Source organism: Paenibacillus sp. LjRoot56 (assembly GCF_964253335.1).
Classification (GTDB): domain Bacteria; phylum Bacillota; class Bacilli; order Paenibacillales; family NBRC-103111; genus Paenibacillus_E; species Paenibacillus_E allorhizoplanae.
In genome coordinates, this window is record NZ_CAXURV020000001.1 from 1,877,961 (window position 1) to 1,893,729 (window position 15,769).

12 protein-coding genes are annotated in these 15,769 nt (G+C 40.1%); 6 read left to right on the forward strand and 6 right to left on the reverse strand.

The features are described 5' to 3' along the window. Nucleotides 1-61: 61 nt before the first annotated feature. On the forward strand, nt 62-700 hold the full coding sequence (locus ACSQ8O_RS08440; protein ID WP_436241199.1) for an FMN-dependent NADH-azoreductase: 639 nt from the start codon (nt 62-64) through the stop codon (nt 698-700). A 346-nt stretch (nt 701-1,046) separates the two neighbouring features. On the opposite strand, the gene ACSQ8O_RS08445 is transcribed toward ACSQ8O_RS08440, so the two are convergent. The 3 genes from ACSQ8O_RS08445 to ACSQ8O_RS08455 are packed head-to-tail and all read right to left on the reverse strand — an operon-like array spanning nt 1,047 to nt 4,697. Next, nucleotides 1,047-2,135: a GerAB/ArcD/ProY family transporter gene (locus ACSQ8O_RS08445; RefSeq protein ID WP_436241200.1), complete on the reverse strand. Its 1,089-nt coding sequence runs from the start codon at nt 2,133-2,135 to the stop codon at nt 1,047-1,049. Between the two features lies 1 nt (nt 2,136). Continuing rightward, nucleotides 2,137-3,204 (reverse strand): Ger(x)C family spore germination protein, encoded by a 1,068-nt coding sequence (locus ACSQ8O_RS08450; RefSeq protein ID WP_436241201.1) that lies wholly within the window; start codon nt 3,202-3,204, stop codon nt 2,137-2,139. 26 nt (nt 3,205-3,230) lie between these two features. Further along, entirely contained in the window at nt 3,231-4,697 is a 1,467-nt protein-coding gene (locus tag ACSQ8O_RS08455) for a spore germination protein (protein WP_436241977.1), read from the reverse strand. Between the two features lie 377 nt (nt 4,698-5,074). Between ACSQ8O_RS08455 and ACSQ8O_RS08460 the strand changes: the two genes are divergently transcribed. Beyond that, nucleotides 5,075-5,575, forward strand: a complete 501-nt coding sequence (locus ACSQ8O_RS08460; protein ID WP_436241202.1) for a DUF4871 domain-containing protein — start codon at nt 5,075-5,077, stop codon at nt 5,573-5,575. Between the two features lie 311 nt (nt 5,576-5,886). Here ACSQ8O_RS08460 and ACSQ8O_RS08465 read toward each other — a convergent pair whose 3' ends face one another. Continuing rightward, nucleotides 5,887-7,311: a hypothetical protein gene (locus ACSQ8O_RS08465; protein WP_436241203.1), complete on the reverse strand. Its 1,425-nt coding sequence runs from the start codon at nt 7,309-7,311 to the stop codon at nt 5,887-5,889. A gap of 603 nt (nt 7,312-7,914) precedes the next feature. On the opposite strand from ACSQ8O_RS08465, the gene ACSQ8O_RS08470 reads away from it, so the two are divergent. After that, on the forward strand, nt 7,915-9,570 hold the full coding sequence (locus ACSQ8O_RS08470) for a carboxypeptidase-like regulatory domain-containing protein (protein ID WP_436241204.1): 1,656 nt from the start codon (nt 7,915-7,917) through the stop codon (nt 9,568-9,570). 883 nt (nt 9,571-10,453) lie between these two features. On the opposite strand, the gene ACSQ8O_RS08475 is transcribed toward ACSQ8O_RS08470, so the two are convergent. Continuing rightward, complete coding sequence (locus tag ACSQ8O_RS08475; protein WP_236286881.1) at nt 10,454-10,999, reverse strand: helix-turn-helix domain-containing protein; 546 nt, start codon at nt 10,997-10,999, stop codon at nt 10,454-10,456. Nucleotides 11,000-11,187: 188 nt separating this feature from the next. Between ACSQ8O_RS08475 and ACSQ8O_RS08480 the strand changes: the two genes are divergently transcribed. Genes ACSQ8O_RS08480 through ACSQ8O_RS08490 form a run of 3 tightly spaced genes read left to right on the forward strand, consistent with a single transcriptional unit; the run spans nt 11,188 to nt 13,114 of the window. Then, the gene (locus ACSQ8O_RS08480; RefSeq protein WP_236286879.1) at nt 11,188-11,427 is read left to right on the forward strand and encodes a PLD nuclease N-terminal domain-containing protein; all 240 of its coding nucleotides are present in this window, start codon (nt 11,188-11,190) and stop codon (nt 11,425-11,427) included. Next, nucleotides 11,424-12,329: an ATP-binding cassette domain-containing protein gene (locus tag ACSQ8O_RS08485; protein WP_436241205.1), complete on the forward strand. Its 906-nt coding sequence runs from the start codon at nt 11,424-11,426 to the stop codon at nt 12,327-12,329. The genes ACSQ8O_RS08480 and ACSQ8O_RS08485 overlap by 4 nt, the downstream gene beginning before the upstream one ends. Further along, the gene (locus tag ACSQ8O_RS08490) at nt 12,326-13,114 is read left to right on the forward strand and encodes an ABC transporter permease (RefSeq protein WP_436241206.1); all 789 of its coding nucleotides are present in this window, start codon (nt 12,326-12,328) and stop codon (nt 13,112-13,114) included. Before ACSQ8O_RS08485 ends, ACSQ8O_RS08490 begins: the two co-directional genes overlap by 4 nt. A gap of 314 nt (nt 13,115-13,428) precedes the next feature. On the opposite strand, the gene ACSQ8O_RS08495 is transcribed toward ACSQ8O_RS08490, so the two are convergent. Beyond that, entirely contained in the window at nt 13,429-15,762 is a 2,334-nt protein-coding gene (locus ACSQ8O_RS08495; RefSeq protein WP_436241207.1) for a helix-turn-helix domain-containing protein, read from the reverse strand. Between the last annotated feature and the right edge of the window lie 7 nt (nt 15,763-15,769).

Consider the following 15,769-nt stretch of genomic DNA (forward strand, 5'->3'; position numbering starts at 1 on the left):
AAGTATATATAATATGATTATCCTTGAAGTATAACAGATTACAGAAGGGAAGTTTTGATTCATGGCAACCGTATTGTACATCACCGCACACCCTCTCGATCCACAATCATCGTATAGTCTCGCGGTAGGCAAAGAGTTTATCGAAGCGTACCGCGAGGCAAATCCGAGAGATAAAGTTGTTCATTTGGATCTCTACAAAGAGAATATTCCGCAATTTGATGCTGATGTTTTAAGAGGTTGGGAAAAGCTCCGGTCGGGTTCATCTTTTGATCAACTAACTGATGCTGAGAAGTCAAAAGTGACTTCTCTTGAAGCGATTGTTGATCAATTCGTGGCTGCTGATAAGTATGTATATGTTTCCCCGATGTGGAATTTCACGATCCCACCGGTTTTGAAAGCATACACTGATGCGACTTCAATTCCGGGTAAGACTTTTAGATATACCGAAAACGGCCCTGAAGGTCTGTTGACCGGTAAAAAAGTCTTACACATTCAAGCTAGTGGTTCTGTTTATTCGGAAGGTCCTTTAGCTCCACTTGAAATGGGATACAGCTATCTGAATAAGGTTTTACAGTTCTATGGGATTCAATCTATTGAGGCAATTTTTGTTGAAGGAACGGCATTAAAATCACAAGAGCAAGCTCCAGCTATTAAAGAAAAAGCAATTGCACATGCTAAGGAAGTTGCCAAACGTTTCTAATCGGGGGACCGTTCTCAAACCCGAATCCATAAAAGCAAATCCAGCAAAAGTGAAGTAATGCTGCGAAGCTGATTCCGATTACTTTCGGGGGAGCCCCCATTATCCACAGGAAATCAGGTTGCGTATATTTCCCAAAAAATAAAAAGGCTGTTGAAGTATTTCAATAGGCTTTTTATTGCGCTAACGCAGAACGATTGTTTAAAGTAAGGGGCAGTTTGCAGTGGGACCGGCAGCTGCTCCCTTTTTATTGAAGTAACGGGCAGAATAGTTCAATAACCCTACATTCCTACCCAATATGAAACTGAGCTGGAACCGACTGCTTAGCAAATAAGGAAGAGAAGTAGAATTAAACTGCACTCACCTTAGTTTTTATTTTATTTCGGATCAAGTAAAGAATAAAAAGTAATGGTATGTAGGTGAAAACAAAATAAATTCCAATATTAATAGTGAAGTTTCCTAGCGCATCAATCTTCAATTTTTCGTTGAATTGAACAACAACTATGAAGAATATCGTTAATATCAAGATTAAGGATATTCGGGGTTTGAGATTCGTGACTCTCTTCAAAATTCTCGTACAACTCCAGATTGAAATGCAAAGTGACGAAATAAACATGATAAGCCAACAAATTATAAATATAAATTCGATTCTTTCTATGAATTGAAACTGAATAATTTTGGTTATGCCTAAAAGGGGATAGAGCGTGTTTTTTAGCAGGCCCTGACTGTAAAACAGCAGGATGGAAATGTTTATTACAACGAATTGAAGAGTATTACTAAACAAGCCTAAATGAGCCCATTTCGCTTGCTTTTCAACAGATTTAATAAAAGGAAAGTAAACGAGAAGCGCTTCGAAACCAATAAATATGCCGTAAGAAGCTTTAGAAGCCTTAAGCAGTTCAGGAGCGGAATGATTCCATACTGGCATTAAATAATTGAGGTTTCCAAATTTAATCGGGAAATAAATCAGGGGTAACAATAGGAAGGCAGTTACCGTAGAGAACAAAGCAAATCCGGTTAAAACCCTGAATCCTCCGGAAACAAGATAATAAATCAAACAAATGAATAAGGCGGCCAATTCCCAAGTTCTTATGGTCGGAAATACCCATACCTGTACAATGTCAATATAAGTTAGGAAGACATATAAGGCTGAGATGAAGTAATATCCGATCATTAGCAACGAAAAGGCATTGCCCAAGAAACGTCCGAAAATCATTTGATGCAAGTCAATGATGTCCTTAGCGGGATTACCCAGCATCTTAAATATCATCCAGATAATTAAATGAAGGCTTAAACCCATGATGAACACGGAGATCCAGGCATCTTGACCCGAGTATTTAAATATTATATTTGGAGAACCTAATCCTCCAATGCCAGACTGCGTAGCAAAGATCAAGAAAAACACGAAAAATCCTGAAATCAAGTAATTCTCCTTCACACTATTCTGCACCAATGCCAACTCCCGAGTGAGAAATATTAATCTCTGAAATCACTTTAAATTTGATATTAGGGTACGTTTTATTTTTATATTCCTGCTCGTTCCAATTTCTATTCTTACTTCTGTAAATCTCACCAAAACCAATTGGGTCCACAGCATTTATTTGGAATTTTTTCAACATGTCACTAATTTCGCTTGTAAAATGTTGTTCGATGTCATGTTTAAGTTCAAGTAAATCGCTTTTACTGACAGAGCTTTTTGTTTTTGGAAGTTCTCTAAGTTGTATATGTAGTTTCAAGGAAATAACTACAGAGTCATTCTGCTCATGCGATATGCTTCTTTTTCCATGCAATATCTTAAAATAAATCGGTTTATTTTCTCTCCCCAAAAATTCGTAGGCGCCGGTCATCGTTTTCGATTTATCCTTTAGGAGTTTCAGCATGAGGGCTTCTTTATCGTTCAGTAAAAGGAGTAATTTGTCTTCTTTAAATACACCAACCCCATCCAAGCGAAATAGGCCATTTTTGTCTTGATCCAGTAGAGGTAAATATACATCTTGACCTTCTCCATAATATTGATCAAGCAACAAATGCGCATTTGTCAAAGGTGTATTCCCATTCTTCATGTTTTGATTGATTTGATCTGACAGATAGAATGGGGGATTTTTTAAGGTTTCAGAAATAATTGTGCTTACCTCTTGTTTGCTTATAACGATAGTAGCGTTATTACTCATAACTGGATCTCGAAGAAGACTGCTGGCTAGATCTTGAATGCTTCTTCTTGCAAACTTTTCACTAATAACGAGTGACCTTACTTGTCCGCTTACGATGTGTTCATTCGATTGCTTATTGTGAGGGATCCAAATTCCGGAAAATGTTTGCGCTTCTGCGCTCATCAATCGCAAACGTTCTTTCTTTTGATATGAAGCGTAAGAGCCGCTTGCCTTAAATGTATCTCCTTGGACGTCAAAACCGAGGCACTGCACAATTTTAATCTGATCTATAATTTCTCGTTTTGCACACCCGGATAAAAGGAAGCAAACGAGAAGAATGCTTACATACATTTTCATTCATGCTAGTTCCTTTACTGCGAAGTTTATTCATTATTGTAATCGTCGCCGATATCTTTATGCTTTCGGACGGTATATCTTCTAGCAAAGCGTGGACGTAAAAAACCAGGTCGATTCCATGTCAGGCTATAGGGAAGGCGTAAGAATTCTTTAAACCCTTTGGCTCGAAAAGGGAATACCGGAACAAGGTAAGGGGCACCGAAAGATTTCAAACGCAGCAGATGACCCAATAGGAACATTACTCCAATCATTATCCCCAAGCCGCCCCATGCGGCTGACAAGAAGATCATAGGAAACCTGAGGAAGCGTATCGTGTTGGCCATTTTGAAAATCGGCGTTGCGAAAGACGCTAGCGCGGAAAGCGAAACTATAATAATTAAGTTATTGCTCGTTAAGCCGGCTTGAACTGCTGCTTCGCCTAGAACGACACCACCCACGATCCCTAGCGTTTGACCTACTTTAGTGGGAAGCCTGGCTCCAGCCTCGCGTAACAGCTCAACGGTTATCTCCATAAAGAGTACTTCCAAAAAAGGAGGGAAGGGTACGTTTGTTCTTGATTCGATAATTGGACCTAACAGCGCTCTTGGAACGACTGAATAATGAAAGGTAATGACGGAAACGTATATGGGCGATGCAAAAATGGAAAATGTGACCCCCACATAACGAATGAGTCTAAAAAATGACCCCAGGACCCATGGCAAATAAAAGTCTTCTGGCGAGTAAAAAAAATCAAACATGGTGGTCGGTCCTGATATGACATAAGGGGAACCACTGCTTAAAACAGCAACATGCCCATTAATAAGGTTAAACTTCATTCGATCCACCCGTTCGGTCGACATAATTAAAGGGAACGGTGTATTGGAGTTGTCGGACATAATTTGAGCGAGTGTAGAGGTATCAAAGATCACGTCAAAGTCCAAATCCATGAGTCTTTGTCTTACTGTGTTTAGATGCTGAGGATTAACGATCCCATCCATATAGGCGATGACGACTCTTGCTTTGGAAATAGAACCTTTGATTTGTTCCTCAAAAACCAGCTTATCTGAGATAATTTCTTTTCGCAGTAAATTCAAATTGGTATCGAGATCTTCGACGAAAGCCACTTGCGGACCGATTACGCTATATTCGTTTTCGGATAAGTTATTTTTACGATAGCCCTTTTCTATATCGGCAATATTAATTAATAAGCCTTCATTTAGATTGGTATCCAATTGTATATAGATGAAACCATGAAGAAGACTGAGTGAAATCTCACTTAGGTTTGATGAAAATTTGATACCTTCAATGGGAATGACATTTTTTAGATCGTTCAAATCATGGATTTCTGCGTTTGAGTATTGAATAACGGTGAATAGATCCCGATGCAGCATTTCGTGATTAATAATGGAATTGTAAAACGACAAATGTAGAAGCATATGTCGGATCGTCATATCGGATTGCATAAAATCATCCGACTTAGAAGCTTCATTTAAAGCTTCATATATATTTTCCAGTTTCGAATACCGCCCTTCTTAAACTTTGTTCTTATGTTGTTAACTTAAATGGAAAATTATGCACTGCGTTATAACATCTCATCGGTTCCGTTTCTCAGTAAATGATGAGAGCTAATAAAATATCGTTGAACATAAAAATCAAATTGGTCTTATAGGTTCATATTATTTTTTATCAATATCAGAAAATTGGGCAGCGCTAAGCTAACGGAAAACGTTTGTTCAATATGAAATCAGTACAAGGCTGCTGGCATGAATAGGTAGCCTTATTAAAGTAACGGGGAGCATAGTCCAATTGAAATTGTTAAAAAGTGGTAATTTTGATGATTTTAGAGCATACAGTGTGCAAAATTCATCCAATTACAGGGGGGGGGGGCATTATGAGATTAAAATTAGGATATATAGTTTTACTGTTATTCTTAATCGGTTGTTCTAAAACTGATACCAGCGTAATGACCAAGGAAAGCCCAAAAGTATTAGACGAAGACAAATCATGGAAGATAAGCAGTATGTTTAAAGTCGATGATTATATGCTGTTAGGTGAACAAGGAAAGATAGGATTCATTTATAACGATCAAGAGGTAGTTCGTTTTTATCCTGGGAAAAAACAAAAGTATATGTGGCATTTTTGGGCTGATACACCACAAGAAACGCAAAATTTATTTGGTAAAAAAGTGAAGATTGTTGGAGTTAGCAAACAAATTGGTGAGAAAGTAAATGTATTTGAAGGTAGTATTGGTATTCCAAATACAAATATAAAAGATAATGATAAGGCAGGTAAAATGCCTTCAACGATGACTTTACCTTCAAAAGGTTTATGGAGACTAGAAGCTTATGTAGATGAAAAGCTATTCGGTAGCGTGGTTGTAGAAGTACACTAATACTGCTATGGTAATAAATATTAAACTAAAGGAAAACGATTGTTCAATAAAAAAGCGACAGTCAAGGACTATTTTCACGTCCATGGCTGCCGCTGATCTAAATAATATGGTCAATCTAAGACTTATTTAACGAATTGTGACGCGAAAAACCGCGTGGTTTCAATGTAGCCAGTCTAAAACTTTATTTTCCCACAACGCGGTACTTTTTAATCTACTTATAGAGATAACGATTGGATAACTCTTGAAATGCGATCCGGTGGAACTTTTTCTTATCAAGTATCAATTTCTGAGCCATTTGCTTGTAGATTCGCTTATACCGAGGGTTCGGAGAGCTGTCCGCCGCCTGTTCCAAAGCGAGTGCCATCATGGTTAGCTCCTGACCGTCGAAGGCGTCTGTCACATTTTTGTATATCAGTTTTTTCGCCAGTTCGCGGTACATTCTGGACTGAAACCGACTCTCCGTCTTCTTTGACCATTGCACCAAAACGTTCATAATAATCAGTTTGTCGTTTAACGTTAGCTTGATCTTGGCTTTTGTACAGCGCATCTAAGATACACTCCTTTGTTCTCGATTGGCTGAAGCAATTATCGAGAGCAGGAGCGACAGGAGGACGCAGCGGCGGAGCATGTGACCAATTTAAGTAATGTCGGGTCCGGCAATGCCATGACATTCGGCTACACTGTATCTTAGTATCGGCTTTATCAATCAGCACCGCTTTGCAATTACTTCCGGAATACGAAGGCTTCGCTTTGCCATCTTTGACACTAGCAGCCAAAGGCAACAGCGAGCCTACAGCTGATGCAGACGGAGGCAGCGTAGGTTCCGATGACGGTATAGTCGGGATCGTTTCTCTTTCAGGAAATTGGCTTGTTTTTGCAGACATAAATTTATTCGAGGAATTCGCGATTGCCGATTGGTGACCTTTTTCCTTGGATAAAGGCGGCGTAGGCTTCGGGATTGATTGAATTTCAGCGGTGTATGAACCTCCCGCAGTCTCCAAACGGCTCGCAACAGGCAATGAGGGGGCAGTCGAAGGTGCTATGCCCGAAGGACCAGCTTTCGGGGGCGGCGATTTATCTGCAGAGGCGCTCTCAGCGGGCGAAATATCCAAGTCCAACACCGGCGGCACACCTACCGCTTCCGCGACCGGTTGCACAACTTTGTCCGTCAGCTCCTCAGCCGCTTTCGCGATAGGCTTCAGTGGGTCCGTCACCGCTTCCGCGACCGGTTGCACAACTTTGTCCGTCAGCTCCTCAGCCGCTTTCGCGATAGGCTTCAGCGGGTCCGTCACCGCTTCTGCAACCGGTTGCACAACTTTGTCCGTCAGCTCCTCAGCTACTTTCACGATAGGCTTCAGTGGGTCCGTCACCGCTTCTGCGACCGGCTGCACAACTTTGTCCGTCAGCTCCCCAGCCGCTTCCGCGATAGGCTTCAGCGGGTCCGTCACCGCTTCTGCGACCGGTTGCACAACTTTGTCCGTCAGCTCCCCAGCCGCTTCCGCGATAGGCTTCAACGGGTCCGTCACCGCTTCTGCGACCGGCTGCACAACTTTGTCAGTCAGCTCCCCAGCCGCTCCCGCGATAGGCTTCAGCGGGTCCGTCACCGCTTCCGCTATCGGTAGAGCGATTTTATTCAATGGCTCAATGAAACCCAAGGCCCCCGTAGCATGAGCTAAATGGATTCCTACCAAAAAAGGCAATGCGAGCAAAATCAATGTGATGACGAGGCCTTTCAAAAGCTTTCACCTCTCTTTACAGTTAAGGCGAACCTCATATGGAAACATTCGCCATTTATCCACAAGTATCCTGTAAAATGTATCCAAATTGAGTCTTTCGATCTAAAAGTAGCACTTTTGTGCTATCAGTCATAACCACTCACCCGTAAACGGGTCGACCAGCTCTTTCATCGTTAACCGACGAGCTGGGGGTTTCAACTTAACTGATGAGGAAAAGCAATTATGCACGCCTCTTTCCCGAGGGTGCTTGAAATAAGCATGTTTAAGCAGCTTATTCACCACGGCTCCTAACAAAACTACAATCCATTCGACTAACTGAAGCAAATTACATCGACGTGAAGACGGACTTTGTGTATGAGATACACCATAATGAAAAATTGGTTCCATTGACTAACGAGCAGTATCGGTTTGTCTGGGACAAATCTGAGAAGTTTGAGAAGGTTGGATGCCCCTTTTTGAATTTGAGGAGGTAAATAAGCATAAAAAATGATACGATATGTATCAGTAAAATGAAAGGAGGTTGCTATGTACATGTTTCAATGATCTTCTATAGGAATAAACTCTTGATAATGTATTCTAATTGAATTAACTGGAGGAAGAAGTATGAAATTGATATTTGCAAATAACATTGATAATAGGACATGTACATATCTTCTAAAAAATACTTTTTTAATTCTCTTCATTACTTTAACCTTTCTTTTTATCACAAATAGCTCTTATGCAGCAGGAATCGATTCAAATAGTCCAGAACTAAGCGCGGCTGAGCCAGAGCTGCAAGGTACAATTACTGACGAATTTGGAGCTCCAATTAAAGGAACACAAGTTGAAGTATTTACTTACTATTTTTCTGCAACATTGCCAACTCTTGCAGTCGCAACAACAGATGAAAATGGACATTATACCATACAACAATTCGATAGAAGTGCTAGGCCAGGATATAAGGGTATAAAATTTTCTATCAAAGGTTATCAAGTATACAGATCCCTTCCTTCCTCTGTTCATATATTTAATTTCCGTTTTCCAGATGTATTATCTTCTGTGAGCGGAAACATAACGTTAGATAGATTGGGGGCAATTCCAATCCCAGGATATACTGTTTCGTATGATATATGTGTAAGTTCCGGACACTGTATGCCATTACACTCTGCTATAACTGATGATACAGGCCATTTCACAATTACTTATATTGAATCAGATTATGGAGATCCAGGGCATAGAGGTGTTAATGCCGATCCAAATCATAGTGGATTTGAAATAGGAAAAACTGCTATCTCTCCCCCTCCTGGAACGTTGTATGGTGTTGTAAATGGATTTTTAGAATTAGCAAATGCTAACGTTAGAGTGAATGGTACCGTTGAATTGGTCGATGTAGGTACTACAAAAATTAATCTTTATGGTGCGTTTGCATTTTTTAATTTACTAGATAAGGAATATAGTTTAAAAATTACACCTTCAGACTGGGATGCGCAATATTTTGTACCAATTCAAAAAAATAACGTCCGACCAAGCAATACTCCATTGGCTATAATTCTTCCGCCTGCGCCGGACCTGAAACCGCCTGTAACTACCGATGATTCGACTCTTGGCTGGCACAATGACGACCAGACTATACATTTGGGCGCAACTGATGAACGCAGTGGTGTGCAGACGACTTATTTCAGCTTAGATAACGCTACTTTTGCTGAAGGCAATGTCGTTTCCATCAATGGTGACGGTGTTCACTCCCTTCAGTATTTCAGCATAGACAAGGCAGGCAACCAAGAGGAACTCAAAACCGTAAAAGTCAAAATTGACAAAACTAAGCCATACGTAGTTCCGCCCGTATCCATGTCGTTTTACCAGACTGATGTGATTAATCTTCATTTTGATATTAACGATCCTTTAAGCGGTGTTACTTTATCGGAGATCATACTAGATAATTCAGTCATCGAAAACCCAACATCATTCGAGCCGCTAGCTTTGACGGTCGGCGATCATGCCATTCATATTACGGCATCGGATGCGGTAGGAAATAGCACTGAAATCAATTTTGTGCTACATATTTCAATTAATTCCGCCCATTTCATGGAGGTGCTCAAGATCGGGCAAGATAGAGGCTTGATCGATAATATGGGCATTTACAAAAGTTTATCGGAAAAGGCCAAGCACTCATCCTGGGATGCACTTGAGAAGGAAATAAGTGCTCAGTCCGGTAAACATATTAATTCCGATTACGCAAGGCTGCTCCTGGATGACATTAAGTATATAACGACGCATTAATGGCCGATAGATCCTGCTTGAGAGATATTCTCTTTGCAGGATTTATTTTTGTAGCAATGGATACTATAATTCCGCCTGAATACTCCGGAATAAATTGAGCCATCGTTCCGGTAGTAAGTGCTAATCAATGAAATTGAAGAAGGAAGAAGAGAAAGATGTCGGTTGACAAGAACTTGAGCCGATTCCCGATTCGTGACAAGAACATTCTCCGATTGCCGATAAGCAGTAGAATCGCCTTTAACTTGCTACGCTAACGGGCAAGATTGTTACAATATATGGTAATGTTAGATTGAGAATAAGTTGCCTAGGTAAACAAGGGTATCATCTTTTATGTAAAGGAGAGGAGTATGGTTATGGTTGGTAAAGAAATAAGGGACATAATTGAAAAATTACCGATTATAGTGTTAAAAATGACAAAGTAGAGGTCGGAATCGATTATGAAGGTATTCTTGCCGTGGATTTTCCTAATGGATTAAAGAGTGGGGATAAGCTGCATTTAAAAGGAAAGTCAACATTCGAGATTAAGGAAGGAAAAATCTCATTGATTGAAGATTACAGTTGAGTACACCACACGGTTTTTAAGCTAACGTAAGAACGTTAGTTCGATAAACAGCAACGGCGGCAGCCTAAGACATTGTTTATTCAAGTCCTAGTCCGCCGCTGTTTCTTTTTCAATGAAAATTTATATTATACAAAATAATGTTTGGCATTCGAATCAAACATAACACACTTTTGTATGGACATATGGAAAGCTTGATAAGATTGCCTGGTATAATAAAAATTCAGCTGGCACGATCCATGAAGTAGGAAGAAAGAAACCGAATGTATGGGGGTGGGATGGTTTCCTTGTAGAGCAGCATCATGTTTTTTTGAATGTTCTGTTTTAGGATTCTGGAATAATGGTAAAGGCAATAGTTCGAATTGGTGCATCTAGATCATTAATTTTGTTAGTAGTGTTGTAGTATTTTATCATTAGGTCGTTTAATTCATTTTGAAACTTTATAAAATTTTCATCATCAAGCTTTAATTCTACAAGTGAAAAAGTAGAACCATCATCTGAGCAATCTTGCTCTTCTAATTTGGTAAGATAGTTTTGATATTGAGTCATAAGCGATAACTGGTAATACGAAATATAATTCAGCTTTTCTTTACTAGAAGACTTTTTCCACTCATCTGCACTAAGTCGGGCTTCTTCTTCATTTAAAATGTAGTATTTTTCGGAAATGGATCTCACTTTTTTTTCTTTCATAATGCGAATAACTCCAGCATCTAATAAAACTTGTATATGTCTATATAAAGTTGCCTGAGGCACATCTTTAATGATTTTTACCATTTCAAGTGAAGTCAGTCCATTTTCTTTGTTTCTCATTAAAGCTTGAGAAATCTTCATCCTTACTGGGTGCAGGATAATTTCAGCTTTATTAGCCATTTTTTTCTCTCCCCAATCAAAAAAATATCCCGTTATTATCTATAATGATAATATTATCATTGTAAATAACAATAAGAATTAAAACAATATTCTTTAAAGAAAAAAATAAGTGTAACATTTCGTATTAATATGTTATCATTATCGATAATGATAACATATTAATTAAAATGACTTAGGAAGTGGTTAATTTGCAAATGCATTACGGGTGGAACGAATTAAAAGATATTGATTTCATGTCTGTATTGCCGGTTATTTTACCGGTCTTTGCTGTAGGGATGATTTTGATCCTAATAGCATTAATGGATTTATTCAAGCACAGAAAAACGAGGAAAAATGTTTTGCTATGGAGTCTCATTATTATTTTTCTAAACACGTTTGGTCCGATTCTATATTTTGTTATTGGCAGAAAGGACAATGAAAGAATATGAAATTAGAAGTCAAAAATGTTACTAAAACATATAAAGAAAAAACGGCTGTAAATAACTTTTCAATGGTTCTGCAATCTGGAGAATGTGTGGGATTGATAGGGCCGAATGGGGCTGGTAAATCGACACTCATCAAAGTTATTTCAGATATTATTAATCCTACAATGGGAGAAATATTGCTTAACGGGAAGAAAATTTCGCAAATGAAAAAGGAAATTGGCTACTTACCGCAGTACCCTAACTTTTATCATTGGATGACTGCACAAGAAACTCTTGCTTTCATGGGGGAATTATCAGGACTAAGAAAAGAAGAATTAACAAAGGCAATCCCAGAAATATTATCGAAAGTAGGGTTAAGTGGAGAAGAGAATTCAAAAGTTGGAACATTTTCAGGTGGAATGAAACAAAGACTTGGCATTGCACAGGCGTTGTTACACAAACCATCATTGATTGTAATGGATGAGCCGGTATCGGCATTAGACCCCATTGGTCGAAGAGAAGTACTGAATCTAATTGAAGAAATCAAGAGAGAGACTACGATTTTATTGTCGACACATATATTAAGCGATGCAGAAGAAATATGTGAAAGATTTATTATAATCAAAAATGGGCAAAAAATTAAAGATACAACTATCTCCGACTTGTTAAACAGCAATCGCGAAAATAAAATGATTTTTGAAGTTACGTCTATCGATCAAGAATGGATGGAAGTTTTGAAAAATTTGAACTATGTAAAGGATGTAGAAGCAGTAGGAAATAAAATAAAAATAGAAGTTGAACATATAGGTTTGAATAAAAACATGTTAATAAGAAGTGCTTTGGAACATCGGGTTGATCTCGTAAAGTTTGAAATCACCAACGATACATTAGAGGAGATATTCATAAAATTGGTGGTGGAAAAATGAATAATTTTAATGTGCTAATGAAAAAAGAATTTGTTCAAATGGTACGTGAATTTAAAGTTATTTGGCTGCCTCTTGTATTTATATTTTTAGGAGTAACTCAACCAGTTGTTAGCCATTATTTACCCTCCATATTAAAAACACTCGGTGGAGCACAAGGTATCACAATTGATCCTAGTATGGCTGCTCAACAAGGTGGGGAAGTACTCGCAACTACTTTAGCTGCTCAATTTGATCAGTTGGGGGTAATAATTATTGCTATTTCTATGATGGGGGTCTTACAGACAGATAAAGTCAACGGTATGTTGGCTTTTATTCTTACGAGACCGGTCACTATAGTATCGTACATAGGTGGTAAAATAATTGCCAATTTCATATTTGTTGCTTGTTCTGTAGTGTTAGGTTACTTGATTTCGTATGTGTATGTTAATTTGTTGTTTACAAATGTAAATTTTGTGGACGCGATAATAGCTTCTTTGTTCTATTTGTTATGGGTTCTGTTTATGGTAACCTTCACTACGATGATAAGTACTATTTTTAATAGCCAAGGTATTATTGCATTAATTTCAATTGTATTCCTACTAGGCTGTAGAATTGTACTTGGTTTGAGTACTCTTACAGATTTTATGAATCCCGCAAGTATGAGTAAACATGCCATGGAAGTATTAATTACAGGAGCAGCCAACCCCAACGTAATATGGAATGTTTTAATGGTACTTTTATGGATTGTACTAACAATCATTGTAACGATCTTTTGGATTTCTAGTAAAAAGCCCCAGTCAGACTAACGGATGGGCTCTAAGGCACCATAGTTCGACTTTGGAACAATATGGGGAGGTAACCTGTATACATACCATATCGCAATTCGAGGGATATAGTGATTGAGCTAACGGAGAACGATAGTTCAATAGCACAGCGGCAGTCTAAGACTTTATTTTCAAGTCCTAGCCTGTCGCTGTTTAATTTTTAGATCCAGAACAATTCTTAATTTTATAAACATGACAACGTTTCAATACACAAATCCCGTAACATCAAGGGGGCCGATCTAACACTATATCTTCTCATGACAGTTGTCTTTGAAGACAGCTTCTTCTTAGCATTACTACTCCGAGTGTTCCAAGCCTCCCACCGGGTTCTGATCTACCGTTTGCAGTAGCCGATATTGACCAGGCGTACTCCCCATGCGGGATTTGAACAGCTTGCTGAAGTAGCTGACGTTGGCATAGCCGATTTCACGGCATATGTCCTCGAGCGAATATTTTGGCTGTCGTAGCAGCTCACAAGCTCGTTTGATTCGCAAATGAATCAAATGGTCGTTGATCGTTGTACCTGTAGTTTCCTTGAAGATACGGCTCAAAAAGGACGTGCTTCGCTGCACGTGACCGGCAACCGTCTCGATTGTAATGTTGTTATTATAGTTCTTCTCCATAAATTCGGTAGCAAGCTGCAAGGTCATATCATTGAGCTTCAACCGCTTCTCCCGATTGTGCGCAATGATTTGGGTGCACATCTCCATCAAGCGTGCTTCCATATCACGAAGCGTCTGAATACCGGACAGCACGAACGGTCGATCACCGAGTACAGCGGTCATATCTCCGCCAGTTTGCACCAGCGTCTTTACAATCTCACCGCTTAATTGAAAAAAGAGTTGCTGCACGTTGGCTTTCCCCAGTCTGCGGGCGGTCACCTCTTTCGTAATACGGCTAATCGTCTCCGCACATTCCTCTTCGTTCAGCTGAAGCAGCGCCTGAAGCAGCTTTGTCTCTAGCTCGTATGGGTAAAAATAGGTTTCTTCATCCTGCTTCCAAGAGCTAACGATCGTATAAGGCACGATTTCGCCTTTGCCGACATACATTTTCAGGCTGAGCGCTTCGACCGATTCTTCGTAGGCAGTTTGTGCCGAAAACACACCCGTATGGATGCGGCTCAGGCCGATCGTTGCAAGTATGTTGTAGCGGCTCTCCATATTTCGTTGTAGTTTTCTCGCAAGCTCAATTGGGAAATCATCTTGGTTGGCAGGCACAGCAACAATGATGATGATGGTGCGTTCATCATCCCTAGCGAAGATTTCACCGTTGATTTCGGGTCCAAGCTCTTCAATTAAGCCATATTGAAATAGATGAAAATGGAGATTGCCAGTTGAATCATTCAGTAGGGATTGTTCCTCCAACTCGATTGTCAGGAGGGCAAATCGTTCGAAATCCAGTTTAAGTCCCAAAAGCTCTGCTGCATCCTTCTCCTGCCCACTGCTCTGCTGAGAAATCGCCCGCCCCTTGATGAGATCGCTCAAATATTTCTCCTTAATCGCTGAACGGTTGTCGCCAAGCAACGTTTCTACTCTTTCCTTTTCGCTAAGGATTGTTTCCCGGCTATGACGAAGCCGTTCGAATGCCTGCTGAATGAAGCTCGCTTCGTCGGCGGCCGGCAGGGAGGTTTCTGAGCTTGCTCTTTCTCCCCCACTAATATAGGTGAGAACGCTTTTGAGCGGCCGGTATAGTCTTTGTGAGATATAAAACAGCAGCAAAATGGCAACAGTGACGTAAAGAACGGAAACGGCAGCTACGATCAGTTTAATCCGGCTCAAGCCCTCAAGCAGGACGGATCGCTTAGTCAAATTGACAAACTTCCAGCCTGTCACATTAGACGTGGTGTAGGTCACGATCCACCGTCGATCGTCGACGTATGAGCCGCTTCCCGGAGCGGACAGCACGCTTTGATCAAACTTCCCGATTAGGGCTGCCGCTTCTTCCGTTTCACTATAGAGAGGCTCGCCTTGTGATCCGAGGACAAGCGTCAGCCCCTTCTTATTATGGTAATGGCTCAAATATTCTTTAAAGAGCAGGTCGAGCTTCAAATTGATCACAATGGCCCCATCAACTGGACCAATGAGCGGCATTTTCTGCATTAAACTGGTGGCAAGTGTCCCTTTTACCGTATTGCCAGGACGATTGGTAAGCCACAAGGTCCGGTTCGCGGTGTCTTCACTCATTGCCGTCAGCCAAGAACGGTCGGTGAAGGAAGATAAAGGGGACATTTTCATATCGGAACGTGAGGTCAGAATGAGATCGAGTTTATTGTATACGAGATAAATGGAATCGATATAAGGACTCAGTTTCTGCTGCTCCTCCAGAAATCGTGTCAAGTCAATGAGGGAAGACACACTTAGTTTATCGTTTATTTTGTGATACAGGTAGGATTGGGTCATGACCATGCTGGAGGCGATACTCTGTATCGCATTCAGTTCTTTATGAATCAGTTCCCGCTGCTGCTCCATGATGGATTGATTATATTCAATCGAATTCTGAATGCTCGTATCGGCAGAAATTGTATAGGTAACCGAAGAAATGAGGATGACAGTGACGATGACGATCGCCGTCATGGATAACAGTAGTTTGACGAAGAGAGATCGGTTGCGAATCAATTGAAGACTAGGCATCCAGACC

What these genes read in the sequence shown, in the direction of transcription:
- ACSQ8O_RS08475 (WP_236286881.1), bottom strand. Translation starts at nt 10,999, where the DNA reads ATGGCTAATAAAGCTGAAATTATCCTGCACCCAGTAAGGATGAAGATT.
- ACSQ8O_RS08460 (WP_436241202.1), top strand. Translation starts at nt 5,075, where the DNA reads ATGAGATTAAAATTAGGATATATAGTTTTACTGTTATTCTTAATCGGT.
- ACSQ8O_RS08450 (WP_436241201.1), bottom strand. Translation starts at nt 3,204, where the DNA reads ATGAAAATGTATGTAAGCATTCTTCTCGTTTGCTTCCTTTTATCCGGG.
- ACSQ8O_RS08485 (WP_436241205.1), top strand. Translation starts at nt 11,424, where the DNA reads ATGAAATTAGAAGTCAAAAATGTTACTAAAACATATAAAGAAAAAACG.
- ACSQ8O_RS08440 (WP_436241199.1), top strand. Translation starts at nt 62, where the DNA reads ATGGCAACCGTATTGTACATCACCGCACACCCTCTCGATCCACAATCA.
- ACSQ8O_RS08470 (WP_436241204.1), top strand. Translation starts at nt 7,915, where the DNA reads ATGAAATTGATATTTGCAAATAACATTGATAATAGGACATGTACATAT.
- ACSQ8O_RS08490 (WP_436241206.1), top strand. Translation starts at nt 12,326, where the DNA reads ATGAATAATTTTAATGTGCTAATGAAAAAAGAATTTGTTCAAATGGTA.
- ACSQ8O_RS08495 (WP_436241207.1), bottom strand. Translation starts at nt 15,762, where the DNA reads ATGCCTAGTCTTCAATTGATTCGCAACCGATCTCTCTTCGTCAAACTA.